Source organism: Pseudomonas sp. OVF7 (genome assembly GCF_030644265.1).
Taxonomy (GTDB): domain Bacteria; phylum Pseudomonadota; class Gammaproteobacteria; order Pseudomonadales; family Pseudomonadaceae; genus Aquipseudomonas; species Aquipseudomonas gorinensis.
Window position 1 is genome coordinate 3,257,034 of sequence record NZ_CP128996.1, and the last position, 23,566, is coordinate 3,280,599.

Annotated in this window: 17 protein-coding genes and 1 pseudogene; 6 read left to right on the forward strand and 12 right to left on the reverse strand. The window is 61.4% G+C overall.

Going from position 1 to position 23,566, the window contains the following annotated elements; genetic code table 11:
* Positions 1-130 precede the first annotated feature (130 nt).
* The 4 genes from QU606_RS15000 to QU606_RS15015 form a co-directional block, all read right to left on the reverse strand.
* Positions 131-1,471, reverse strand: a complete 1,341-nt coding sequence (locus QU606_RS15000; protein ID WP_304998522.1) for a cytochrome c — start codon at positions 1,469-1,471, stop codon at positions 131-133.
* 16 nt (positions 1,472-1,487) lie between these two features.
* A complete protein-coding gene (locus tag QU606_RS15005; RefSeq protein WP_102624677.1) occupies positions 1,488-3,719 on the reverse strand; it encodes a xanthine dehydrogenase family protein molybdopterin-binding subunit in 2,232 nt (743 codons plus the stop codon).
* Positions 3,719-4,174 carry a (2Fe-2S)-binding protein gene (locus QU606_RS15010; RefSeq protein WP_024074662.1) on the reverse strand — a complete coding sequence of 152 codons (456 nt, stop codon included), beginning with the start codon at positions 4,172-4,174 and terminating at the stop codon, positions 3,719-3,721. The genes QU606_RS15005 and QU606_RS15010 overlap by 1 nt, the downstream gene beginning before the upstream one ends.
* A gap of 298 nt (positions 4,175-4,472) precedes the next feature.
* The gene (locus QU606_RS15015) at positions 4,473-5,516 is read right to left on the reverse strand and encodes an LLM class flavin-dependent oxidoreductase (protein ID WP_069075680.1); all 1,044 of its coding nucleotides are present in this window, start codon (positions 5,514-5,516) and stop codon (positions 4,473-4,475) included.
* A 344-nt stretch (positions 5,517-5,860) separates the two neighbouring features.
* On the opposite strand from QU606_RS15015, the pseudogene QU606_RS32990 reads away from it, so the two are divergent.
* Both QU606_RS32990 and QU606_RS32995 read left to right on the forward strand, forming a co-directional pair.
* Positions 5,861-6,793 (forward strand): annotated as a pseudogene (locus QU606_RS32990) (cache domain-containing protein); the annotation flags it as partial.
* A gap of 129 nt (positions 6,794-6,922) precedes the next feature.
* On the forward strand, positions 6,923-7,651 hold the full coding sequence (locus QU606_RS32995; protein ID WP_370531118.1) for a methyl-accepting chemotaxis protein: 729 nt from the start codon (positions 6,923-6,925) through the stop codon (positions 7,649-7,651).
* A 217-nt stretch (positions 7,652-7,868) separates the two neighbouring features.
* Here QU606_RS32995 and QU606_RS15025 read toward each other — a convergent pair whose 3' ends face one another.
* Positions 7,869-8,354 carry a flavin reductase family protein gene (locus QU606_RS15025; RefSeq protein ID WP_024074665.1) on the reverse strand — a complete coding sequence of 162 codons (486 nt, stop codon included), beginning with the start codon at positions 8,352-8,354 and terminating at the stop codon, positions 7,869-7,871.
* Between the two features lie 322 nt (positions 8,355-8,676).
* On the opposite strand from QU606_RS15025, the gene QU606_RS15030 reads away from it, so the two are divergent.
* The 3 genes from QU606_RS15030 to QU606_RS15040 all read left to right on the forward strand — a co-directional run bounded on the left by QU606_RS15030 (position 8,677) and on the right by QU606_RS15040 (position 13,609).
* On the forward strand, positions 8,677-10,083 hold the full coding sequence (locus QU606_RS15030) for a cytosine permease (protein WP_304998524.1): 1,407 nt from the start codon (positions 8,677-8,679) through the stop codon (positions 10,081-10,083).
* A 77-nt stretch (positions 10,084-10,160) separates the two neighbouring features.
* On the forward strand, positions 10,161-12,506 hold the full coding sequence (locus QU606_RS15035; RefSeq protein WP_150054871.1) for an AAA family ATPase: 2,346 nt from the start codon (positions 10,161-10,163) through the stop codon (positions 12,504-12,506).
* Positions 12,507-12,508: 2 nt separating this feature from the next.
* The gene (locus tag QU606_RS15040) at positions 12,509-13,609 is read left to right on the forward strand and encodes an HNH endonuclease (RefSeq protein WP_024074668.1); all 1,101 of its coding nucleotides are present in this window, start codon (positions 12,509-12,511) and stop codon (positions 13,607-13,609) included.
* On the opposite strand, the gene QU606_RS15045 is transcribed toward QU606_RS15040, so the two are convergent.
* The 7 genes from QU606_RS15045 to QU606_RS15075 form a co-directional block, all read right to left on the reverse strand.
* The gene (locus QU606_RS15045) at positions 13,601-14,167 is read right to left on the reverse strand and encodes a sarcosine oxidase subunit gamma (protein WP_168233164.1); all 567 of its coding nucleotides are present in this window, start codon (positions 14,165-14,167) and stop codon (positions 13,601-13,603) included. The two genes, QU606_RS15040 and QU606_RS15045, sit on opposite strands and share 9 nt — an antisense overlap.
* 3 nt (positions 14,168-14,170) lie before the next feature.
* Positions 14,171-17,068: a 2Fe-2S iron-sulfur cluster-binding protein gene (locus QU606_RS15050; RefSeq protein ID WP_304998525.1), complete on the reverse strand. Its 2,898-nt coding sequence runs from the start codon at positions 17,066-17,068 to the stop codon at positions 14,171-14,173.
* Entirely contained in the window at positions 17,065-17,364 is a 300-nt protein-coding gene (locus QU606_RS15055; protein ID WP_024074671.1) for a sarcosine oxidase subunit delta, read from the reverse strand. The genes QU606_RS15050 and QU606_RS15055 overlap by 4 nt, the downstream gene beginning before the upstream one ends.
* Positions 17,365-17,377: 13 nt before the next feature.
* Positions 17,378-18,619, reverse strand: coding sequence for an FAD-dependent oxidoreductase (locus QU606_RS15060; RefSeq protein WP_024074672.1), 1,242 nt, complete (start codon positions 18,617-18,619; stop codon positions 17,378-17,380).
* Complete coding sequence (folD, locus tag QU606_RS15065) at positions 18,601-19,506, reverse strand: bifunctional methylenetetrahydrofolate dehydrogenase/methenyltetrahydrofolate cyclohydrolase FolD (protein WP_304998526.1); 906 nt, start codon at positions 19,504-19,506, stop codon at positions 18,601-18,603. The genes QU606_RS15060 and folD overlap by 19 nt, the downstream gene beginning before the upstream one ends.
* Positions 19,503-20,369: a formyltetrahydrofolate deformylase gene (gene purU / locus QU606_RS15070; RefSeq protein ID WP_024074674.1), complete on the reverse strand. Its 867-nt coding sequence runs from the start codon at positions 20,367-20,369 to the stop codon at positions 19,503-19,505. The genes folD and purU overlap by 4 nt, the downstream gene beginning before the upstream one ends.
* A 969-nt stretch (positions 20,370-21,338) precedes the next feature.
* The gene (locus QU606_RS15075; RefSeq protein WP_041161149.1) at positions 21,339-21,938 is read right to left on the reverse strand and encodes a helix-turn-helix domain-containing protein; all 600 of its coding nucleotides are present in this window, start codon (positions 21,936-21,938) and stop codon (positions 21,339-21,341) included.
* 282 nt (positions 21,939-22,220) lie between these two features.
* Between QU606_RS15075 and glnT the strand changes: the two genes are divergently transcribed.
* Complete coding sequence (glnT, locus tag QU606_RS15080) at positions 22,221-23,555, forward strand: type III glutamate--ammonia ligase (RefSeq protein WP_024074677.1); 1,335 nt, start codon at positions 22,221-22,223, stop codon at positions 23,553-23,555.
* Positions 23,556-23,566: the final 11 nt, after the last annotated feature.

Sequence of the window (23,566 nt, forward strand, 5' to 3'; positions counted from 1 at the left end):
TTATCGTTGACGTTTTTCGCGAGCAAGCTCGCTCCTACAGAAGGCGATGTACGCTTAACTGAACGGCATTAGGGCAAGCCCGCTCGCCACAACAGGTCTGTCTGCCGGGGCGATCGCCGGAATACGCCTTTCAGCGCATATGCAGAATAATCGGGCTGCTGCTGGCCGGGTCTGTATGCCCGCGCAGCTTGGCCACCGCCTTCGCGTCGACCGCGCCACCGCTGTTGCCCCAACTGCTGCGCACGAAACTCAGAACCTCGGCGATTTGCGCGTCGGTCAGTTGCTCGCGGAAGGCCGGCATGCGGTACGCGTCCGGCACGCCGGCGGCGACGACGCGTTGCGAGCCGTTGAGGGTGATGTTGATCGCCGAGGCGTCTTCCTTGGCCAGTGCCGAGGTGGCGCCGGCCAGCGGTGGCATCCACTCGGGTTGGCCCTTGCCGTCAAGGCCGTGGCAGGAGGCGCAGCGGGTCGCGTAGGTGTGCGCGCCGGGGGAGTCCGGGCGCGCTTCGGCGGTCACGTAGTGCCAGGGTGTGCCGTCGCGCTGCGGGTCGCCGGGTAGTGACTTGAGGTAGCGCGCGATGGCCGCCAGGTCGTCGTCAGCCATGAACTGGGTGGAGTTGTTGAAGGCTTCGGTCATCGAACCGTAGACCACCGCGTGTTGATTACGCCCGCTCTTAAGGAACTGCAGGATCTCCGGTTCGCTCCAGCGCCCCAGCCCGGTGTTGGGGTCCTGGCGCAGGCTGGGGGCGTACCAACCGTCGAGCAGGGCGCCGGCGAGGAACGGCGCGCCGGATTCGTCGAGGGCCTTCTCGTTGAAAGCCAGGCCGCGCGGCGTGTGGCAGCTGCCGCAGTGGCCCGGCCCCTGGACGATGTAGGCGCCGCGGTTCCACAGCGCGTCCTGGCTGGGCTTGGCCGCGTAGGTGGCGGTCGGCGCGAACAGGCCATTCCACAGCGCGATGGGCCAGCGCATATTCAGCGGCCAGGGAATATCGCTGGGGATATTCGGCTGCTTGGCCGGTTGCACGCCATGCATGAAAAACGCGTACAGCGCATGCACGTCATCGTCGCTGAGCTTGGCATAGGACGGGTAGGGCATGGCCGGGTAGAGGCGTCGACCACCTGGCGCTACGCCGTGGCGCACCGCGCGGTCGAAGTCGGCCAGGCTGTAGGCGCCGATGCCGGTGCCCTGGTCGGGGGTGATGTTGGTGGCGTGGATAGCTCCCAGCGGCGTGGCCATCTCCAGGCCGCCGGCAAACGGCGCCTTGCCCGGCAGGCTGTGGCAGGCCACGCAGTCGCTGAGGCGGGCGACGTACTCGCCACGGCTGATCAGGGCCGGCTCGCTACTGGCGGCCGCTTCCTGTGCGAAGGGTGAAGCGGGCTGGCGGTTGACATACCAGGCCAGCAGCGCGGCGGCGACCAGGCCGGCCAGCGCGAGCCAGCCTACGGTTCTTGCGAATCGGCGGTTGTTCATGGGCGTTCCTTGTCGGTTAGCTGAAGGTGTATCGGCTCAATGGCAGGCTGCGGATGCGCTGGCCAGTCAGCTGCGCGACCGCATTGGCCACCGCCGGCGCCACGGCAGGCAGCGGTGGTTCGCCGATACCGCCCATCTTTTCGCCACTTTCGACGATCTTGACGTGCACCTGGGCCATGCGCGAAGGCGGCAGGATCGGGTACAGGTCGTAGTTGCGCGCACGTGGCTTGCCGTCCACGTACACCGCTTCCTCCAGCAAGGTTTGCGACAGGCCCAACGCCACGGCGCCATTGACCTGGGCCTCAATGATCGCCGGGTTGACGATGCTGCCCGGATCGATGGCTTCCCAGATCTGGTGCACCTTGACCTGGCCCTTGTCGATCGACACTTCAGCGATCACTGCGGCGTGGGAGCCGAACGGCGAAGCCATGGCCACGCCGCGCGCGCGTCGAGTGCCGTCTTCGGCGGTGTAGGGGCCACGCTTCCAGCCACCGGACAGCTCGCCCACCGCGTTGAGCAAGGTGGTCAGCCGTGGGTTGTCGCGCAGCAGGTGCAGGCGCAGCTCAAAGGGATCGCGGCCGCCTTTGTCCGCCAGTTCATCAAGGAACGCTTCGTAGAAGAAGTCGTTGAGCGAATTGCCCACCGAGCGCCAATAGCCGAGCATGGCCGGGCCCTTGACATAGATCTGCGCGATGCGTTTGTTGGGGATGGCGTAGCTCTTGCCCGACAGCCCTTCAAGGGCCGTGGGGTCGAGCTTTTCGCCCTGTTTGCCGGCGATGGCTTCGGTGGGGCCTTCGGTGGCGCTGACTGCCTCGATTGCCACGGGCAAGCCTTCGGCGTCCAGCGCGGCGCGGAACTTGACCACCGCCACCGGGCGCAGCACATCGCGCAGAAACTCTTCCTCGCGGCTCCAGATCAACTTGATCGGACGGCCCACCGCCTTGGCCAGGGCGATGGCCTGCGGGTACGGGCTGGCCGAGTCATACAGGAAATGGCGGCCGAAAAAGCCGCCCAGCAGGGGCGAGTGCAGGTTGATTTTGGACGGGTCGAGACCGGCGCGCTTGGCGATGTCGGCGCGGAACAGGTCGGGCGCCTGGTTGGGCAGCCAGATGTCCAGCGTGCCGTCGGGGTTGAAGCGTGCCAAGGCCGACGGCGGCTCCAACTGAGCGTGGTTGACGTATTGATTGTGGTAGGTGGCTTCGACCTGGGTCTTGGCGCTTGCCAGGGCGGCGGCGACGTCGCCTTGGTTTTCGTCGTCGCGGGCCGGGCCTTGTTGGGCCGCAAGAAAATCACGGTACGTGTCGCTGGAAAAATTCGCCGGCATCACGCGCACGCTGGCATCGGCGGCAGCTTCCTGCCAGTCGACCTGGATCGCCTCGACGGCGCGCTTGGCGTGCCACCAGCGTTCGGCCACGACGGCGACCGCCCCAGGCAGTTGATGCACCGAGTGCACGCCTTTCATGGCTTCGACCTGGGCCTGGTTGCGCAGGCCGCCCACGCTCATGCCCAGGCGCGGCGCGTGCTGCACGGCGGCGTGGAGCATGCCGTCGACCTTCATGTCGATGCTGTATTGCGCCTTGCCGGTGGATTTGTCATAGGCATCCAGGCGCTTGACCGGCTTGCCGATCCAGCGGAACTGGCTCGGGTCGCGCAGGGTGATGCTGGCCGGGTCGGGCACCGGCATGTCCAGCGCGCGACTGGCCAGCTCGCCGTAGCCCAGTGAGCGGCCAGACGCGGCATGAACCACACGGCCCGGCTGGGTGGTCAGCTCGGCCAGCGGTACGCCCAACTGCTCGGCGCCGGCCTGCAACAGCATGGCGCGGGCCAGGGCGCCGAGGCGGCGCATGGTCGGGTAACTCATGCGCACCGACATGCTGCCGCCGGTAATGCGCATGCCGTTTTCCATCACCACATACGCTTCACCGGGCGGCGCGGCTTCGACGATGAACGTGGCGGGGTCGGCGTCCAGCTCTTCGCCGACAATCTGCGCCATCGCGGTATGGGTGCCTTGGCCTCCTTCCATGAAGGGGCTGAGCAGGCGCACGCTGCCGTCCGGGCGGATCTCCAGGAACGCCGGCACCTGGGTGCCGCGTTCCGCCGTGGCGGCGGCCTGCACCCGGGCCGAGCCCAGCGGCAAGCCGAATCCGATGACCAGCGCGCCCACGGCCGTGCTGGCCAGAAAGCGCCGGCGCGACAGGTTGATGGGCTCGCTCAGCGACAGGTCGGGTAGCTCGTAGCGCGTGTTCATCAGGCATTCTCCTGCTTGGCCAGGTCATGCACTGCGGTACGAATGGCGTTATAGGTGCCACAGCGGCACAGGTTGACCATCGCCGCTTCGATCTGCGCATCACTCGGCGCGGGGGTGTGCTTGAGCAGCGCGGTGGCGGCCATCACCTGCCCGGACTGGCAGTAACCGCATTGCGCCACTTGATGCTCGACCCAGGCGGCGACCACCCGCTGGCCCACCGCATCGGCCTCGATGGCCTCGATGGTGGTGATCTCGCGACCGACCACACCCGCCACCGGCGTGACGCAGGAACGCACCACGTTGCCGTCCACCAGCACCGAGCAGGCGCCGCATTGCGCCAGGCCGCAGCCGTACTTGGTACCGGTCAGCCCAAGGTCATCACGGATGACCCACAGCAATGGCGTGTCGGCGTCGGCATCGACCTGATAGGACTTTTGGTTGATTCGTAGCTCCATGATGCATGGCTCCGTGGCTCATCGGCTGATCTTCGGTCGGTGGGGCTTTTTTCTTATGCGAGCGACAGGCGCTCATTGTCGAACTCTAGACCAGGGGGCAAGGGCTATCTATCAAAGCGCCGATAAGTCGGAGGATCAGGCAAGTATTCAAGAGGATTGGGCGATCGCGGCGCGGCAGGCCGCTCCCGGTGCGGACCTGTTCGGCTTTCGGGGGGCGTCTGGTTGGGGGCGGTGTATCAGTTGGCAAAGCAGCCGTAGGCGTGGCGGAACATCCCCACCGGCCTACGGCTCATATCAATCAACGAAACGCTGGCACGACCTGCTCGATAAACAGCGCCAGGGATTTCTTCTTCTCGGCGTGGGGCAAGCTGTTGTCGCACCAGAAGCTGAACTCATCCACGCCCAATTCCTGGTAGTACTTGATGCGCGGGATGATCTCTTCGGCGGTGCCGATCATCGCGGTCTTGTGCAGGCTGTCCAGTTCGAACTCGGGGCGGGCGGCGAATTTTTCCTCCGGGCTTGGCGCCAGGAAGCCGTTGACCGGCACCTCTTTGTTGCCGAACCAGGCATCGAAGGTGCGATAGAACTTGGAGATCGCCTTGGCCCCGACTTTCCAGCCCTCTGGATCGTCGGCGGCGTGTACGTGGGTGTGGCGCAGCACCATCAATTGCGGGCGCGGCACCGCCGGGTTGTTGTCCAGGGCGGCCTGGAATTTGTTCTTCAGGTCGAGCACCTCTTCATCGCCTTTCATCAGCGGCGTGACCATCACGTTGCAGCCGTTGGCCACTGCGAAGTTGTGTGAGTCCGGGTCGCGGGCGGCGATCCACATCGGCGGGTTGGGCTTTTGGATCGGTTTGGGCACGCTGGTGGAGGTGGGGAACTTCCAGAGGTCGCCATCATGGGCGTAGTCGCCCTGCCACAGCGCGCGCACCACCGGCACCATTTCGCGCAGGGCCTGGCCACCGCTGGAGGCGGGCATGCCACCGGCCATGCGGTCGAATTCCACCTGGTAAGCGCCACGGGCCAGGCCGACTTCCATGCGGCCGTTGCTGATCACGTCGAGCAAGGCGCATTCACCCGCCACCCGCAGCGGGTGCCAGAACGGCGCGATGATGGTGCCGGCGCCCAGGTGAATGGTGGTGGTCTTGGCCGCGAGGTAAGCCAGCAACGGCATCGGGCTGGGCGAGATGGTGTATTCCATGGCGTGGTGCTCGCCAATCCATACGGTGCTGAAACCACCGGCTTCGGCCATCAGGGTCAGTTCGGTCAAGTCTTCGAACAGCTGGCGGTGGCTGATGCTTTCATCCCAGCGCTCCATGTGTACGAACAGGGAAAACTTCATGACGCTTACCTCGGATCTATTGTGATCGGCCTGTCGACTGCGGGCCCTTGAATGCTCACGCCCTTGTGAAGCCTGCCAGTGATGACGGCTGTTCGGCGGATTGATTGTTGGTATACCATAATACGGAATATCCGCAAAACTTTTCTCTCCAACGGTCGCACTCTCACCTCACAAGGAAGGCGAGCTAGATGAACATAAAACAAAAATTGATCCTGGCCTTTACGGTGATCGCCAGCCTGCCGGTGATTCTGGTGGCTGTGATGATCATCCTCAACGTGCGTCATGAAGCACGGGATGGCTTTATCGACGGCAGCGAGCGCGAGATCCGCCAGGTCGACAACGCCATGCAGCTGTTTTTCGAGGGCATCAGCCAGAACGTCGCCTACCTGGCAGCGCACCCGCAGTTGCAGGGCATTGATGGCGATGTGAAACGCTACCTGGCCGCCGATGCTGCGCGCGTCGCCCCCGGCGTGCGTGACGAGCAGGTGTTCAAACTGTTCGAAGGCTTGGCCAAGAGTCATTCGGCCTATACCTATCTGTCCTTGGGCACCGAAGACGGTGGTTATGTGTTCTGGCCCGGCGACCCCCAGCTCGCCAGCTACGACCCGCGCACGCGTCCCTGGTACAAAACCGCGATGGCGCAGCCGGGCAAGACCCTGCGCACCCAGGCCTACTACTGGGCCGCCGACGATGTGGTGCTGGTCAGCACCGTGCAAAGTTTCAACAGCCGCCAGGGCAAGCCGGGTGGGGTGGTGAATATCGACGTATCGCTCAAGCAACTGACCGACCTGGTCAAGCAGATCAAGTTGGGCGAGAGCGGCTACCTGATGCTGATGGAGGCCGACAATACCGTACTGGTCGACCCGAATGACCCGTCCCACAACTTCAAGGCGCTGGGCGAGTTGGGCGAGGGCTACCGGCAGTTGAGCGAGGCCGGCCAGGGTTTGGTCCAGGTCGAGCTGGCGGGGGAGCGCTACATGGCGCTTGTCTGGCCATCCAAGGCGCTGGGTTGGCGATTTGTCGGGGTGATGCGCGAAAGTGAAGTGATGGCCGGCGCGGCGCGCCTGACCTGGCTGATCGCAGCCATCGCGCTGGTGTGCGCGGTGCTGTTTGCCGGGGTCGGGGCCTGGTTTGCCGGGCTGATCGTCAAGCCGATTCGCGGCGTGGCCAGTGGCCTGGAAGGTATCGCCCAAGGCGAAGGTGACCTGACCGCGCGCCTGGCGATCAAGGGCCGCGACGAGACGGCGCAACTGGCCGGCTGGTTCAACCAGTTCCTCGAAGCGATCCGCACGCTGATTCAACGCATCGGCCAGGCCGCCGGGCAGATCCACAGCAGCTCTGGCAGTGCCACTGAAGTCTCGGTGGAAATGGCCGAAGTCGCCTCGCGCCAGCGCGAAGCGGTGGATATGGTCTCCACCGCGTTTCATGAAATGGTCGCCACTTCCAACGAAGTCGCGCGTTCCTGCAGCCAGGCCGCCGACTCGGCCGACAACGGCCAGCGCCAGGCCCATACCGGGCAGCAACAGATCGACGCGGCGGTGAACAGCGTGGGGCGCCTGAGCGAAGAAATCGGCCACTCCGCCCAGGCCATGGAGCAACTGGAAAAAGACAGCAACGACATCCAGTCGATCCTCGGCACCATCCGCTCCATCGCCGAACAGACCAACCTGTTGGCGCTGAACGCCGCCATCGAAGCCGCGCGGGCGGGTGAGCAGGGCCGTGGTTTTGCGGTGGTGGCGGACGAGGTGCGCGCGTTGGCCAAACGCACGTCGGACTCCACCGGCGAAATCGACGGGCTGCTGGGTAACCTGGCGCGGCGCACACACCAGATGGGCAAGCAGATGCATGCCAGCCTTGAGGTGTCCCAGGAAACGGTGGTGTCGATCAACGACGCTCGCGAAAGTTTCGGGTTGATCCGTGAGTCGGTGGACGTGATCCACGACATGAATACGCAAATCGCCACCGCCGCAGAAGAGCAGCACCAGGTGGCCGAAGACATCAATCGACATATCAGCCAGATTCACGGGGATGCGCAATTGGTTGCAAGCCTGGCCGACGCCACACGCCAGGATGCACAGCAATTGACGGCGTTGTCGCAGACGTTGAATCAACTGGTCAGCCGGTTTCGAACCTGACCTGTATCTGGCCGTCATCCCGCAATCAAACTGTGGGAGGGGGCTTGCCCCCGATGGCGGTGGGTCAGCGACAAATAAGCGGGCTGTCCCACCGCGATCGGGGGCAAGCCCCCTCCCACATGTCTAACCGAGTACACCAGACACGACTCCGGTTGGCTCTAAGGCACACAGAAGCCAGAGCAAAACCAGACCGAGGGCTGCCTGATGATTGTGTGGCTCAGGCCGGCAGCGGCAGGGCGCCCATCTTGCCGTGGCAGTACACCAGTGGCCCGGCGTTCTGCTGGGGCACGATCAGGTTCTTCACCGAGCCGACCATGATCGCGTGGTCGCCGCCTTCGTATTCGCGCCACAACTCGCACTCGATCACCGCCGTGGCATTGGCCAGGATCGGGTTGCCCAGTGCGCTCAAGGTCCATTCGATGCCTTGCGCCTTGTCCTTGCCCTTGCGCGCGAACGCGTAGGCTTCGCTTTGCTGGCCTGCGGAAAGGACGTGGATGGCAAAGCGCTTGTTCTTGATCAGCACCGGGTACGAGTCGGAACTGTAGTTGGGGCAAAACAACACCAGGGCCGGGTCCATGGATAACGAGCTGAAGGCGCTGGCCGTCAGCCCGACGATTTGCCCGTCGTCATCCAGCGTGGTGATCACGGTGACCCCGGACGGAAACGAACCCATCACTTGTTTGTAGATGGCGGCATCGATCATGGGACGGTCCTCTGCGGGTTGAGCGGCTTTTATAGGTTTGTAGGTATGATGGTATACCGTAATACAATCCGTGCAACCGCTTTTTCAATCGCCCGATGAACGTCGATCCTGGCTCTTACAGCCAATAAATACGGGGACTATGCCAGGAAATAACCGCGTGCCCTGTGGCACACTTGCGGATCAGATGCGCGCTGAGACTACGGATCAGTCTTGTGAAAATGTTGGAATACCATAATATGGTGTTCATCTGAGGGGCGGCCGCAGAGCTCCCCCGGTTTGGCGTCAAACAACTATAAGATCAGACAAACGCGAGTTCATTTCCATGCCCCAGATGTCCCGGCAAGACCCCCTGATCGAGCATCACACGGTCGATTACGTCCCCCTCGCAGAGCGCCATGGAAAGGCCCGCGACCTGTTCACCTTATGGTTCAGCACCAACATTGCACCGCTGCCCATCGTCACCGGCGCCATGGTGGCCCAGGTGTTCCATCTCAACCTGGTGTGGGGGCTGCTGGCGATTGCCCTTGGGCACCTGCTCGGCGGCATCGTGATTGCCCTCGCATCGGCGCAGGGCCCGCGCATGGGCATCCCGCAGATGGTGCAGAGCCGGGGCCAGTTCGGCCGTTACGGTGCGCTGCTGATCGTGTTCTTCGCCGCGCTGATCTACATCGGTTTCTTCATTTCCAATATCGTACTGGCGGGCAAGTCCATCGTCGGCATCGTGCCGTCGGTCCCGGTGCCGGCAAGCATCCTGATCGGCGCGCTCGCCGCCACGGCTATCGGCGTGATCGGCTACCGCTTTATCCATAGCCTCAACCGTATCGGCACGTGGGTGATGGGCAGCGCGTTGCTGGCGGGGTTCGTCTACATCTTCGCCCATGACCTGCCGGCGGACTTCCTCACCCGTGGCGGCTTCAACGCGGCCGGCTGGCTGGCCACCGTATCGCTGGGGGTGATCTGGCAGATCAGCTTTTCGCCCTACACCAGCGACTACTCACGCTACCTGCCGGCGGATATCGGCATCACTCGGCCATTTATCGCGACTTACCTGGGCGCGACCCTTGGCACCATCCTGTCCTTCGCCTTTGGCCTGGTCGCGGCATTGGCCACCCCCGAAGGCACCGAAGCCATGCTCGCCGTCAAGCAAGCCACCGGCTGGCTGGGGCCGATCCTGATGGTGCTGTTCCTGCTCAACATCATCAGCCACAACGCCCTGAATCTGTATGGCGCGGTGCTGTCGATCATCACCTCGGTCCAGACCTTCGCCAGCCACTGGACCCCCAGCATCAAGGTGCGCGTGCTGCTCTCAGGCGTGATCCTCGCCGGTTGCTGTGTCGTCGCGTTGGGTGCGTCAGCGGACTTCATCTCGCAATTTATCGGCCTGATCCTCGCGCTGTTGCTGGTACTGGTGCCGTGGGCCTCGATCAACCTGATCGACTTCTACGTCATCAAGCGCGGGGTCTATTACATTGCCTCGATCTTCCAGGCGGATGGCGGGGTGTACGGGCGTTTCAACCTGCATGCGATCGTGGCGTATTTCCTTGGCATCCTTGTGCAACTGCCGTTTGCCAATACCTCGCTGTATGTGGGGCCGTGGGCCAACCTGGTGGAAGGCGCGGATTTGTCGTGGCTGGTGGGGTTGGTGGTGACGTGTCCGTTGTATTACTGCCTGGCGACACGGAATCAAGCAGCCAAGCAGGTAGCGGCGCGGTTGAAGTACGTAGAGTAAAACTGCGCGTTGGAGTTTCCTTGGTGGCGTAATGCTATTAACCTTGCTCTCTTTTGAAGGTCTTAGGGAAGAGAGCGATGCAGTTTTTTGAGCGCAGTGCCGAGCCGCCGCCGAAATTTTTCCGTGGAAGCGTAGCGAGTGGGGCCCGGCACCGGTTGCTGCAATTTTTTGAATTGGATCCGGTAGAACGTGCGCAGACGCGTTTTTCAGATCATGCGCTCGACCTCAAGGACGGTACCGTGTTCGATGGGCTCGGGCGTTTATTTCGGGGTAAGTGCGCATTTTGTGAAACTCGGGGTGAGACATTTCCCTATCGGTTTCGACCGTCAGCTTCTGCAACGCCGGAAGCTAAAAATAGTCATCTGTATTACAGCTGGCTTGCTAATGCCTGGGAGAATATTTACCCGATTTGCCATCGCTGTGTACCACGCCAATCAGAATTTTTCCCAGTAACAGGCAACCGTGTACGTCTGCCTGATATTGACGATATTCAGTGGTACGTTGATGAGGATTTGGGATCGTGGCGGGGCTACCCTATTGCCGAAAGACAGCTTTTAATCGACCCCTGTCGTAACGAGCGCTTTTACGATTATTTCTTTATATCAATTACAGGCATGTTGCAAAAGCAGGGGGCAAGGGGCGCCCTAACAATTGAGCACTTCAAGCTTAATCGTGAAGATTTGGTGGAAAAACGCCGTATCAGGTTGGGGGAGTATCGAAGGTTGCTTCTGACTCCCGACACCACTGAACGCCTGGTAGTTGTTGAGGGAAATTTTCCGATTTTCGACTTCTCCAATCTGGAGTTTGGTGGTTTGTGGTATTTACAGTGCCGAATGATAGTTCAGCATTTATCACGTGCACTTAAGAAAAAAGTAGATGTTTCGCGTACCAAAGTGGGTCATTCATTTCGTGCCCTGTCCCTGCATAAAGGTTTTGATGAATATCGGGAAATATTGCAGAGCTGGATTGAAACGGGTGATTTTGGCCGTTACCCGTCGATCGCAATAACTCAGCCGGAGCGTGTCGAACCAACGAGTATGTCGGACGAGCAACTGCCCGTTACTCCCTCGGTATACCCTTCTTTGCTTTCAATTGAGCTGACCCATTTTAAAGCCATCGATTATCTCAAGTTGCAACTGACTCTTCCAAGCGCGGATTCGGTATTAAGCAGTGAACCAATGCATTCGGCCATGTTGATCCTAGGAGAAAATGCCACTGGAAAAAGCTCGATTCTTGAGGCTACCGCTCTTGCATTGTCTGACCGGAAAACTCGAAAGGCTCTAGGGCTGAAAGCTAGCGACCTAGTGCTAGATTCGACTCAGCTAGGTGCGAAAAACCAGGATGGGATGCTTTCAGCTCAGATTCGCCTCGGCTTTGACGAGGGTCCCGATACTGTGTTGGAGATCAATAAAGCGGGTTGGAAACCGCAGACATCGTTTTTGCGTCCCCCAGTGTTTGCCTATGGCGCATTTCGCCAGTACCAAAAAAATAGCGATAAATTCAAGCTTGGACATTCGGTGTTCAACCTGTTCAATTCCAACCGCCTATTACCAGACCCCGAGCCTTGGCTGTTGGCGTTAAAAGATGATGACCTCAATGAGGTGACGCGTGCCTTACGCTTTATTATGACTGTCGAGGAAAATATCCAGGTCATTGAGAAATCTGAGGACGAACTACGTTGCTTTATTGTCACAGTGCAAGGCGGTGTGAAGGTCAAGACACCCCTCACGCAGGTGTCCTCGGGATACCGTTCCGTGCTAGCAATGGTCTGCGACATCATGCGCAGGCTGATGGACCGCAGCACTAACCCGCACTATCAAAGTCTGGAAAACGCCCGTGCCATTGTGCTGATCGACGAGGTGGAAGCCCATCTGCACCCACGTTGGAAAATCCAAATCATGGGGGCTTTGCGCATGGCGTTGCCAAAGGTCACCTTCATCGCGACAAGCCATGACCCACTGTGTGTGCGCGGCATGCGTAACGGAGAAGTTATAGTGGTTCATCGCACTACAACGACTTCAGACGGGGAGGGGGGCGACACGGAGCAAAGGGCGCTTGTAGAGCAATTGCAACATCTGCCCGACATTAGCCAATTAACTATTGAGCAACTGTTGACCTCAGATTTTTTCAATGTTGCCTCAACCGACCAGCCAGTGATGAATCTGAAAATGGCCAAGCTTGCCGACTTGTTGAGCGCAAGCTATAGGGGCGAACTTTCCGACCCTGAAGATCAGCAACTAGTTGCGCGTTTCAAGCAGGAGATCAACGACGTTTTGCCGGTGGGTACAACTCGTGGACAACAGGTGGTGCAAGAGGCGGTCGCTAGATTTCTTCAGGCCCGGACCACTGCTTCCAGCGAGCAATTAAAGGCATTAGATGAAGCGGCCAAACGTGAAATCCTAGACCTCCTGGAGGGCTTCTGAGCATGCGTTATGTGGACCGAAGTCAATACTCCACGCCAAAGGTGATGGTCGCCGTTCTTGGCCACCGTTCGGAGGCGGAGCTTGAGTTGGTGAAGGTGGAGGCATACATCAAGGAAAAAGCGCGAATCCGCGCGCTGAACGAGCAGAACAAAGCGCAGGCAAAACTGGCAGGACTAAAGCCTCCCGCGACCGTCGCTAAACCGCCATCGCCCTTTCAGTTATACGGGCACGATAGCGTCCGTGCGCGACTCAATGAGATGTTCCACCGCAAGTGTGCCTACTGCGAGAGTCTCTATTACGCAACGTCGGCGATGGAAGTTGAGCATTACCGACCCAAAGAAAGCGTGCAAGGCGAAGCGGATCACGAGGGTTATTGGTGGCTAGGTGCTGCTTGGGACAACTTGTTGCCCAGTTGCATCTACTGCAACCAACGTCGCAGCCAAAGCTTACCTAGGGCATCAGGCAAACCTGTGGTGCTGCTGGAACATAAAGGGCAGTTCGAGGATCCACGTTCCGCATTCACGGGCAAAGGTACGCATTTTCCGGTCTTGGGAGCACGTGTAACCGACCGGACGGGTGATAGCTCCAAGGAGCTCCCCTTGTTGCTGAACCCATGCCTGGATCAGCCGAAAGATCACCTGGATTACTACATAGATTTCAAGAATATCATCGGGCTGATGTTGGCTAGGCCGAATGTGGGCGCAATCCCTTCGAGCATCGGACTCGACCCGAAAACCCGGGAAGAGTTTCGTGATGAGTTGGCTTTGACCCTCAGGCACAACCTCGATCTGCGAGGTTCGGTCTCGATTCTGATCTACGGCCTTAACCGCCTGGGGTTGGTGCAGGATAGAACTCGCGTGCTACGTCAGCTGATGTTCATGGAAAGTCAGGTGGTGGAAATTACCACCTTTATCAAAAAATTGAAGTTGCGGGCGTCCAAGCCCGCATACGATTACGCCGACGAGGACAAGCTTATCGAGCAGGGATTGAAGCACCTGCGCGACCGTACCGTACAACAAATGAAATCCATGGCCAAACCCCAGGCACCTTACTCCATGATGGTTCGGGCCTATCTTGAATGCTTTACGGCACGCCTAAACTGACTGACCCACGCCGCCAAACTCCTCCAACGCATCCCGCAACGCGCCCTCGAAGTATTCCTTCGAGGCGCGATCCCACAGGATATGAAACGCCGGCACCTCCACACTCCCTGTGTGGATGACAATCCCATTCACCCGCGCCACCGACGTCTGCGCCACCATGCCCGGTTTGAATGCCGGGTGGCTGAGGTCGACGCCGCACAGCTTGGCCATGACCTGGGCAATCACACCGCCGCTGAGCCGCACACAGGCATGGCTGTCCTGGCGCGGCAGCAGGTAGTTGGCGCGGTGGTCGAGTTCCCAGCGCGCTTCTTCATCGGCGATGCGCTGGCCCTCATCCTGGGGGCTGCCCAACAACAGGTATTCGTTCTGCGACAGGCGCGCCACCCAACCGCCGTCGGCCTGCGCGAGTGCGCGGTTGGGCGCATCGGGCAGGGTGAAGCCGCGTGCGCTGAGGTACTCGGCGCTTTGCGTACCGCGAAAGCCAACCCGGGGCAGGTCGGTCTGATCTTGCAACTGGCAGGCAGGCGTGAACAATTCGTGGGCTTTCAGACTGGTCATGGCTTAACCCTCCTGGCGTTGGTTGGTGGGGTCGAAGAACGGCAGTTGCACCACCTCGGCCTGGACGACGATGCCGCCCTCGACGCGAATCGGAATGCGCTGCCCCGGTGTGCTCTGGTCGATCCCGGCATAGGCCAGGCCGATGATACGGCCCAGGCTGCTGGAGTATTCGCAGGAGGTGACGTTGCCGCTGATGTCCGCGCCGTTGAGCACCAGGTGGCCTTCCAGCGGTTGTACGCTGCCCTTGGGCAGGCTGAAGCCCACCAGTTTGCGTTTCAGCGGCTGGGCTTCGAGGATGTCCACCGAGCGGCGGCCGACGAAAAACGCCTTGGTGCGGCTCACTGCCCAGCCCATGTCGATTTCCGCCGGGTGGGTCATGCCATCGGTGTCCTGGCTGATGATCACGTGGCCTTTTTCCAGGCGCAGCAGGCGTTGGGTCTCGACGCCGAAGGGGCGAATGTCAAAGGCCTTGCCGGCCGTCATCAACGCGTCCCACAACGCCAGGCCGTGGCGCGCCGGTACGTGGATTTCATAGCCCAGTTCGCCGACGAAACCCACCCGCAGCAGGCGGGCCTTGATCCCGGCCACCGTGCCCTGGCGCACGCCCAGGTAGGGGAAGCCTTCGGCACTGAGGTCGAGGTCGCTGCACACCTGTTCCAGCACCTTGCGCGAATCCGGCCCGGCCACGTTGACCGCACAGATCGCGGCGGTGACGTTGGCCACATCCACGTCCAGGCGCCACTGCGCGTTCCACTTGAGCATCTGCTGGTAGATGCGGTCGACGCCGCTGGTGGTGGCGGTGACGTAGAAATGCTTGTCGGCCAGCCGCGCGCACACGCCGTCGTCGATCACCACGCCGTGTTCGTTGGTCATCAGCGCATAACGCGAACGGCCCACCGGCTGCTTGAGGAACGCAAAGGTGTACATGCGGTTGAGCAGTTCGGCGGCGTCCGGGCCGCGTACATCCAGGCCGCCCAGGGTCGACACATCGATCAGGCCAACCTTGTTGCGCACGTGCAGCGCTTCGGCCTGCATGCAGGCTTCGCGGTCCTCGGGCTTGCCATAGTAGGCCGGGCGTTGCCAGATACCGGCAGGCATCATCTTCGCCCCGGCTTGCACATGGCGCGCGTGCATCGGCGTTTGGCGGTAGGGGTCGAAGGCACGCCCGGCGACATGCGCGAGTTTTTCCGCCACGAATGGCGGCCGTGCGGTGGTCACTCCGGTTTCACTGATATTGCGCTGGGTCGCCCAGGCCACCAGCCGCGCGGTCGGCAGCGCCGAGTGGCGCCCCTGGGACGGGCCCATGCCGACCGTGGAGTAACGCTTGACCAACTGCACATCGCGGTAGCCGATGCGGGTGGCGTTGACGATGTCCGCCACTTGCAGGTCTTCGTCAAAATCCACGAAGTCCTTGCCCTTGGGGTGCGGGAAGATTGGCCAGTGGAAGTTGACCTGGGCTTCGCTGCGCAGCGGCACGCGTGGGCTGGCAGTCTTCAAGCCGAGGGCGAGCACACTGTCGGCGGCGGCATTGGTGGCGTCTGCCAGCACGTTGTCCAACTGGTGCCGACCGTGCACGGAGCCGGCCACATTCAGGTTCTGCGGTAAACCGCTGAGGCTGAACTCCGCACGCGAGTCGTCATAGGCCAGCTTGCCACCGGCCTGGCACAGCAACTGATAGACCGGCATATAACCGGCGGACATGCACAGCAGGTCGCAGTCGATCACTTGCCCGCTGGCGCTGACCTGGCCCTGGCCGGTGATCTGACGCACGTCGACGCCCTTCACATGGCGCAGGCCTTTTTCATGCAGGGCCTCGAACACCGTGCTGTTGGTCAGGCACGGGATCTTACGCTGGGCCAGGGCCGCGGGCAGGGCGTTGTCTGCCGGAGCGTGACGCAGGTCGATCACGGCGGCCACGTCGACGCCCTGGTCATGCAGGTCGAGGGCGGCGAGGTAGCCGTCATCGTTGCCGGTGAGCACCACGGCGCGCTTGCCGGGCTTGACCGCATAGAGCTTCATCAGGCGTTGCGCGGCACTGGTGAGCATCACCCCCGGTAGATCGTTGTTGCGGAAGACCACCGGTTGGTCGAACGAACCGCTGCACACCAGGCACTGTTGCGCGCGCACCTTATACAGGCGCTTGCCCTGGATCACCGGCAGGTAGTTGTCGGTAAACCAGGCATTGCAGGTGGCATCGGTGAGCACTCGGATATTCGCGTGCTGCTGCACCACGTCCAGCAACTCGCGGCGCAAGGTGTCGGCGCGGGTGCCGGCGATATCGAAGCGCGCATAGGTCAGCGACCCACCGAGGATCGGCTGCTGTTCGATCAGCAACACCTTGGCTCCGGCATTCGCGGCGGTCAGCGCGGCCTGCAAGCCGGCGGGGCCGGCACCGATCACCGCGAGGTCGGTAAACAGGTAGGCCTTGTCGTAGTACTCGGGTTGGAACCTCAGGTCGAGCACGCCCAGGCCGGCCTTTTTACGGATGATCGGCTCCCAGACTTTCCACATGCCCTTGGGCTTGTAGAACGAGCGATAGTAGAAACCCACCGGCATGAACCTGGAGAACTTGCCCAGGTAGGCGTCCTTGTCGTTGTCCAGCGAACCGTTGACGTTCTGCGCCGTCACGGCCAAGCCGGCGGACAGCGCGTGGGCATCGGCCAGCACGTTGGGTTCGCGGGGCAGTTGCACCAGGCTGTTGGCGTCCTGGCCGGCCATGGTCAAGGGGCCGCGTGGGCGGTGGTATTTGAACGAACGCGACATCAGGAAGCGCCCGTTGGCGAGCAGGGCACTGGCGATGCTGTCGCCCTGCAAACCTTGGTAGGGCAGGCCGTCGAAACTGAAATCGAGTGGCTGGTCACGCTGGATCAGCAGGCCCATGGGGGCGGGGAGGCGGTTCATCCGGCGATCTCCTTGGCGGTGGTGAAGTCGACGCGGGTGGTGAATAACTCGCGGGGATCGAAGGTGCGCAGGATTTCATCGGTGACCGTGTGGCGTTCGGCGAGGAACCAATAGCTGGAGGGCGTGTGCATCCACCATTCGCGCACCACACCGGCGAGGTTGTCGGTGTTGAACACGTAGTCGGCCCATTCGGCATCGCTGCACGTCACTGGGTCGGGCATCGGTTTGAATTCACCGCCATAGGTGAACTCGCTGATATTGCGTGGCCCGTTGAGCGGGCACATCATGATTTTCATAGTCCGCTCTCCGTCAGTGACTGGCCGCCGTGGCGCCCATCTCGTTGACTTGCTGGAAGGTCGAGAAACGTTCGAGACCAAACGGCTTGATCAGCTCCGGCACCTTGCCGCCGCTGGCGACCAGCTCGGCCATGGTCTTGCCGCAGATCGGCGTGGCCTTGAAGCCCCAGGTGCCCCAGCCGGCGTCGAGGTAGTAATTTTTTACCGGCGACAGGCCCATGATCGGGCTGTAGTCGGGGGTCATGTCGGTGATCCCGGCCCACTGGCGCATCAACTTGGCATTGGCGAGGAAGGGGAACATCTCGATGGCATGGGCCAGCAGGCTTTCCTTGAGGTCCAGGGTCGAGCGCGTGTTGAACAGCGGGTAAGGGTCGGAGCCACCGCCGAACACCACTTCGCCGCGGCTGGTTTGCTGCACGTAACAGTGCAGCGCCGAGGAACTGACCAGCGGATCGAGGAACGGCTTGAACGGCTGGGTGACCATGGCTTGCAGCGGGAAGGTCTGGATCGGCGAGCGAATGCCGGCCTTGGCCATCAGCAGCGAGCTGTGCCCGGCAATCGCCTGCACCGCGCAGCCGCACCGGATGGTGCCGCGATTGGTCTTCACCGCCGTGATGGCGCCGTTCTCGATCACCAGGTCCTGCACTTCGGTGAGCTGATGGATTTCCACGCCGCGCTTGGCCGCCTGCTTGGCGTAGCCCCAGGCCACGGCGTCGTGGCGCGCGGTGGCGCCGTCGATATGCCAGAGCCCGGCGATCACCGGCAAGTGGCCGGGGTCGAGGTTGAGGCTGGGCACCAGCTCGCGGATCTGCTGGCGGTCGATCATCTCGGTACGCCCGCCGAAGTGCTTGTTGACCTCAGCGCGCTGGCGGAACGAACGCACGGTGGCGTCGGTGTGGGCCAGGGTCAGTTGGCCGCGCTCGGAATACATGATGTTGAAGTCGAACTCGTTGGACAGCGACTGGAACATCTTCACCGACTCGGCATAGAAACGAACGCCCTCGCTGGTGAGGTAGTTGGAGCGGATCACCGCCGTATTGCGCGCCGTATTGCCGCCGCCCAGGTAAGACTTTTCCAGCACTGCGATATTCGTGATGCCGTGGTACTTGGCCAGGTAGTAGGCGGTCGCGAGGCCATGGCCGCCGGCGCCGATGATCACGACGTCATAGCTGGCCTTGAGTTCCTTGGGCGGTGGCAGGTCCACCTCCACCGGGTACTCCGAACTCAGTCCGTATTTCAATAGATTGAATGGCATACGGCCTCCGATTGGCTGCGTAAGGTGTGGTGTTGCGCGAGGGCGGCGGCCACGGTGTTTTTCATCAGGAAGGCAATGGTCATCGGCCCGACACCGCCGGGCACCGGGGTGATGGCGGCGACATGGGGCATGGCGCTGTCGAAGTCGACATCGCCCACCAGGCGGCTGCGGCCGTCGTCGTCGATGCGGTTGATGCCGACATCGATCACCACCGCGCCAGGCTTGAGCCAGCTGGCGTCGATCAAGCGTGCGCGGCCTACGGCGGCGATCACGATATCGGCCTGTTTGCACAGGGCCTGGGCATTTTGGCTGCGCGAATGCAGCACGGTTACCGAGCAGTCCGCCTTGAGCAGCAGCGCGGCCATGGGTTTGCCGACGATGTTCGAGCGGCCGATCACCACCGCGTGTTTGCCGCGCAGGTCGCCGCAGGTTTGCTCCAACAGGTACAGGCAGCCGCTCGGCGTGCACGGCGTGAGTACCGCGCGCCCCTGGCTGAGGCCGCCGACGTTCTGGCTGTGAAAACCATCGACGTCCTTGTCCGGTGAGATGGCCTCCAAGGCACGCAGTTCGTCCATCTGCGCCGGCAACGGCAATTGCAGGAGGATGCCGTGGATCGCCGGGTCGGCATTCAATTGGCCGATCAGGATCAACAGTTGTTCGGTGCTGGTGTCATCGGGCAGGCGATTCTCCACGGAGCGGATGCCCACCTCCTCGGCGCGCAGGATCTTGTTGCGCACATAGACCTGGCTGGCCGGGTCGTTGCCCACCAGGATCACCGCCAGGGCCGGTTGAATGTCTTGCGCATGCAGGTGCGCCACGTCCTCGCGCACTTGCAGCAGCACCTGCGCGGCGGCGGCTTTGCCGTCGATCAGTGTGGGCGCGCTCACCGGAACACCACCGTTCTGTCCTGGTTGAGGAAGACGCGGTGCTCCAGGTGGTACTTGACCGCCTTGGACAGGGCCACGGTTTCGGTGTCGCGGCCGATGGCGACGAGGTCGTCGGGCTTGTACACGTGGTCGACGCGCTGTACTTCCTGCTCGATGATCGGGCCCTCATCCAGGTCGCTGGTCACGTAGTGCGCGGTGGCGCCGATCAGCTTCACGCCGCGTTGATAAGCCTGGTGATAGGGCTTGGCGCCCTTGAAACCGGGCAGGAACGAATGGTGGATATTGATCGCCCGCCCCGACAGTTGCCGGCACAGGTCGTCGGAGAGGATCTGCATGTAGCGCGCCAACACCACCAGTTCGGTGCGGGTGTCGTCGACGATCTTCATCAGCTCGGCTTCCTGCGCGGCCTTGTTGTCCTTGGACACCGGCAGGTAAATAAAGCGAATACCCTCACGCTCGGCCATGGGCCGCAGGTCGAGGTGGTTGGAGACGATGGCGGTGATGGTCATGTCCATCTCGCCCTTGTGGTAGCGGTAGAGCAGGTCGGTGAGGCAGTGGTCGAACTTGCTCACCATCAGCATCACGCGCATCGGCTCGCGGGTGTCGTACAGTTCCCACTGCATATCGAAGGCCTGGGCGACCTCGGCGAAACCGTCCCTGATCTCTTGCAGGTTGCCCGCATGGCCATCGTTGAAACGGAACACCGCGCGCATGAAGAAGCGGCCGCTGAAGTCATCGTCGAACTGCGCCATCTCCCCGATGTAGCACGCCTTGTCTGCCAGGTAGGTGGTGACGGCAGCGACAATGCCGGACACCGCGGGACAAGTGACTTTGATGATGAAATGGTTTTTTTCGTGTTGCATGACACGTCCTCGGGATGATGGCGGCAGCTCATCGCATAGCGAAAAAATGTCTGAGGACAGCAGGCTCATTCCTTGAGCGCGTTTTCTTGTGGGGAATAAAATATTCCTGAAGTGGCTTTATAGGGGAATGGGGGCGGGGCGTCTAGGGGTTTTGGGAAAGATTTTTAACTGAGGGGAAATTTTTTGGTTGGGTTGGGTTGAGTACATATCCGTTATTTAGGTAACGGCGGCTGGCGGTTCCGCTCTTACAGCGGGTCACTTTTGTAGGGACCCAAAAGTACCTTGCCCCACCACTCGGCACCTCGCTTAGGTTCGGCCAGCGTGGTTTAACGGGGCGCCGAAGATCAAAAGCCAAAGCGCGGCGGCCTTAGAGCCGACCGGATTTGTGCCTGGTGTACTCGGTCAAAAATGTGGGAGGGGGCTTGCCCCCGATGAGGGAGTGTCAGCCACTTAGTTGTTAACTGACCCAGCGCCATCGGGGGCAAGCCCCCTCCCACATTTGGATCCCCACAGGTCAGAGATCTCCATAGGTCAGGTAGACCTCATTCTGCTTTTGCTCTGGCTTTGCTCTGGCTTTGCTCTGGCTTTGCTCTGCTTTTGCTCTGGCTTTTGATCTTAGGCGCCCCGTTAAACCACGCTGGCCGAACGCAGGCTTGAATCCGTGGGTAACCCGGCAGGACGCCGGGTTAGCCGTCCTGGGCCAGGGATGGCCCATGACGGCGGCCCACGGATTCAAGCCGGAGTGAGGGCACACCGAGCCTAGGCGAGGTGCCGAGTGGTGGGGCAAGAGCCTTTTTGGTTACTTTTGGGGCTCTTTTCCAAAAGTGACCCGCCGTAAGGGCGGAACCGCCGCCGCCGTTACCGCAGAAACGGATATGTACCCAACCCCGCCAGCCGCCATTACCGCAGCAACGGATATGCACACGGACCCCCAACCCGCCGATACCTAAACAACGGATATGCCCACGATCACTCCTTATCCCCCCCATAATTCATAATCGACAACAACCGAATCGGCACCCGCACCAACTCCTCCGGCCCATGAGGAATTTCCCCCTCAAACGTCAAGCTGTCCCCAGCCTCCATCCGATACAGCTGATTGCCATGCCGATAAATCAACTCCCCCTCCAGCAAATGCAAAAACTCCGTCCCCGGATGAGCAAAGGTCGGAAACTCCTCACTGGCGTCATCCATGCTCACCATGTACGCCTCGAAACTCTTCTTCGGCCCGCGCGTATGGTTGAGCAGGTGATAGGTATGCCCCTTCTCGGTCCCCCGGCGCACCACTTCCATGCCCTGGTCAGCCTTGACCAGCAAGGCGCTGCCATCCTGCTGGTCGTATTCGCTGAACAACTTCGATAACGGCAGCCCGAGCACATCGCACAGGCGGCTCAAGGTATCGAGGCTGGTGGACACCTGGGCGTTCTCAATCTTGCTCAACATGCCCTGGCTGATATCGGCAATCTTCGCCACGTCGGACAGCTTCAGGTCCTGGGCCTGGCGCTGGCGTTTGATCTGCAGCCCCAGGTATTGCTCGAGCTTGAGGCGCGGGGCGGTTTCGGTGGACATGATCATCGGCTCCTGCACGGTTTCCGTTCAGTAATATTATTTTCGCACTGGGAAAGTGCAAGGTCTGGCGCTTGAAGGCCACCCCGCTGTACGTATTCCTGCGGGGAAAAGAATTTTCCCATATATACAGCACAAAAGCGCTTTCACCGGCACATCAATCCGCCGCTCGCGAATCTGGCAAGGGTATTGCATTCCTGTTGGGAAACTAACTTTCTTTTTAGGAATAAAAAGACAGCCTAGGCCCACCCACACGGTTTTGCCTTTCGCGAGGAGTGACACGCAATGTTGCCAGCAGAAACCCAGCGCATCATCGACAAGCACGGGATCAAGTACGTGCTTGCGCAGTTTGTGGATATACACGGGGCGGCCAAGACCAAGTCGGTGCCGATCTGTGGGCTCAAGACCGTGGCCGAAGAGGGCGCGGGGTTCGCCGGGTTTGCCATCAGCGGCATGGGCATGGAGCCTCATGGCCCGGACTTCATGGCGCGCGGCGATCTCTCGACATTGACCCCGGTGCCCTGGCAGCCAGGTTATGGGCGCGTGGTGTGCGTCGGTCATGTCGACGGCCAGCCCCATCCCTACGACAGCCGCTACGTGTTGCAACAGCAGGTGCAGCGCCTGCAGGACAAGGGCTGGACGCTGAACACCGGCCTGGAACCCGAATTCAACCTGATGCGCCGCGACGAGCAGGGCAAGTTGCAACTGGTGGACCCCAGCGACAACCTCGACAAGCCTTGCTACGACTACAAGGGCCTGTCCCGTTCGCGGGTGTTCCTCGAGCGCCTGACCGAAGCCTTGCAGGCGGTGGATTTCGAGGTCTATCAAATCGACCACGAAGACGCCAACGGCCAGTTCGAGATCAACTACACCTACAGCGACGCCCTGACCTCGGCCGACCGTTTCACCTTCTTCCGCATGGCCGCCGGCGAGATCGCCAATGACCTGGGCATGATCTGTTCCTTCATGCCCAAGCCCGACCCGAAACGCGCCGGCAACGGCATGCATTTTCACCTGTCGATCAGCAGCGCCGAGAACAAAAACCTGTTCCATGACGCCAGCGATCCGAGCGGCATGGGCCTGTCGAAGCTCGCCTATCACTTCGCCGCCGGTTTGCTCGCCCATGGCCCGGCGCTGTGTGCGTTCGCCGCGCCCACGGTCAACTCGTACAAGCGCCTGGTGGTCGGCAACTCGTTGTCCGGCGCCACCTGGGCCCCGGCCTTTATTGCGTTTGGCGCCAACAACCGCTCGGCCATGGTGCGCGTGCCGTATGGCCGCCTGGAGTTCCGCCTGCCGGATGCCGGTTGCAACCCTTACCTGGTCAGCGCCGCGATCATCGCCGCGGGCCTGGACGGTATCGATCGCCAGTTGGAAATCGACCACGTCTGCAACGAAAACCTCTACAGCCTGAGCCTTGAGCAGATCGCTGAACGCGGCATCAAGACCCTGCCGCAATCCCTCAAGGAAGCCTGTGACGCGCTGGAAGCCGACGCGCTGTTCGCCGAAGTACTTGGCCCGCAGATCGTGGGCGAGTTCATCAAGCTCAAGCGCATGGAGTGGGTGGAGTACAGCCGCCATGTGAGCGACTGGGAAATCCAGCGCTATACCGAATTTTTCTGACACCGTGTGAC

What these genes read in the sequence shown, in the direction of transcription:
- QU606_RS15000 (WP_304998522.1), bottom strand. Translation starts at nt 1,471, where the DNA reads ATGAACAACCGCCGATTCGCAAGAACCGTAGGCTGGCTCGCGCTGGCC.
- QU606_RS15005 (WP_102624677.1), bottom strand. Translation starts at nt 3,719, where the DNA reads ATGAACACGCGCTACGAGCTACCCGACCTGTCGCTGAGCGAGCCCATC.
- QU606_RS15010 (WP_024074662.1), bottom strand. Translation starts at nt 4,174, where the DNA reads ATGGAGCTACGAATCAACCAAAAGTCCTATCAGGTCGATGCCGACGCC.
- QU606_RS15015 (WP_069075680.1), bottom strand. Translation starts at nt 5,516, where the DNA reads ATGAAGTTTTCCCTGTTCGTACACATGGAGCGCTGGGATGAAAGCATC.
- QU606_RS32995 (WP_370531118.1), top strand. Translation starts at nt 6,923, where the DNA reads ATGGTCTCCACCGCGTTTCATGAAATGGTCGCCACTTCCAACGAAGTC.
- QU606_RS15025 (WP_024074665.1), bottom strand. Translation starts at nt 8,354, where the DNA reads ATGATCGATGCCGCCATCTACAAACAAGTGATGGGTTCGTTTCCGTCC.
- QU606_RS15030 (WP_304998524.1), top strand. Translation starts at nt 8,677, where the DNA reads ATGCCCCAGATGTCCCGGCAAGACCCCCTGATCGAGCATCACACGGTC.
- QU606_RS15035 (WP_150054871.1), top strand. Translation starts at nt 10,161, where the DNA reads ATGCAGTTTTTTGAGCGCAGTGCCGAGCCGCCGCCGAAATTTTTCCGT.
- QU606_RS15040 (WP_024074668.1), top strand. Translation starts at nt 12,509, where the DNA reads ATGCGTTATGTGGACCGAAGTCAATACTCCACGCCAAAGGTGATGGTC.
- QU606_RS15045 (WP_168233164.1), bottom strand. Translation starts at nt 14,167, where the DNA reads ATGACCAGTCTGAAAGCCCACGAATTGTTCACGCCTGCCTGCCAGTTG.
- QU606_RS15050 (WP_304998525.1), bottom strand. Translation starts at nt 17,068, where the DNA reads ATGAACCGCCTCCCCGCCCCCATGGGCCTGCTGATCCAGCGTGACCAG.
- QU606_RS15055 (WP_024074671.1), bottom strand. Translation starts at nt 17,364, where the DNA reads ATGAAAATCATGATGTGCCCGCTCAACGGGCCACGCAATATCAGCGAG.
- QU606_RS15060 (WP_024074672.1), bottom strand. Translation starts at nt 18,619, where the DNA reads ATGCCATTCAATCTATTGAAATACGGACTGAGTTCGGAGTACCCGGTG.
- purU (WP_024074674.1), bottom strand. Translation starts at nt 20,369, where the DNA reads ATGCAACACGAAAAAAACCATTTCATCATCAAAGTCACTTGTCCCGCG.
- QU606_RS15075 (WP_041161149.1), bottom strand. Translation starts at nt 21,938, where the DNA reads ATGTCCACCGAAACCGCCCCGCGCCTCAAGCTCGAGCAATACCTGGGG.
- glnT (WP_024074677.1), top strand. Translation starts at nt 22,221, where the DNA reads ATGTTGCCAGCAGAAACCCAGCGCATCATCGACAAGCACGGGATCAAG.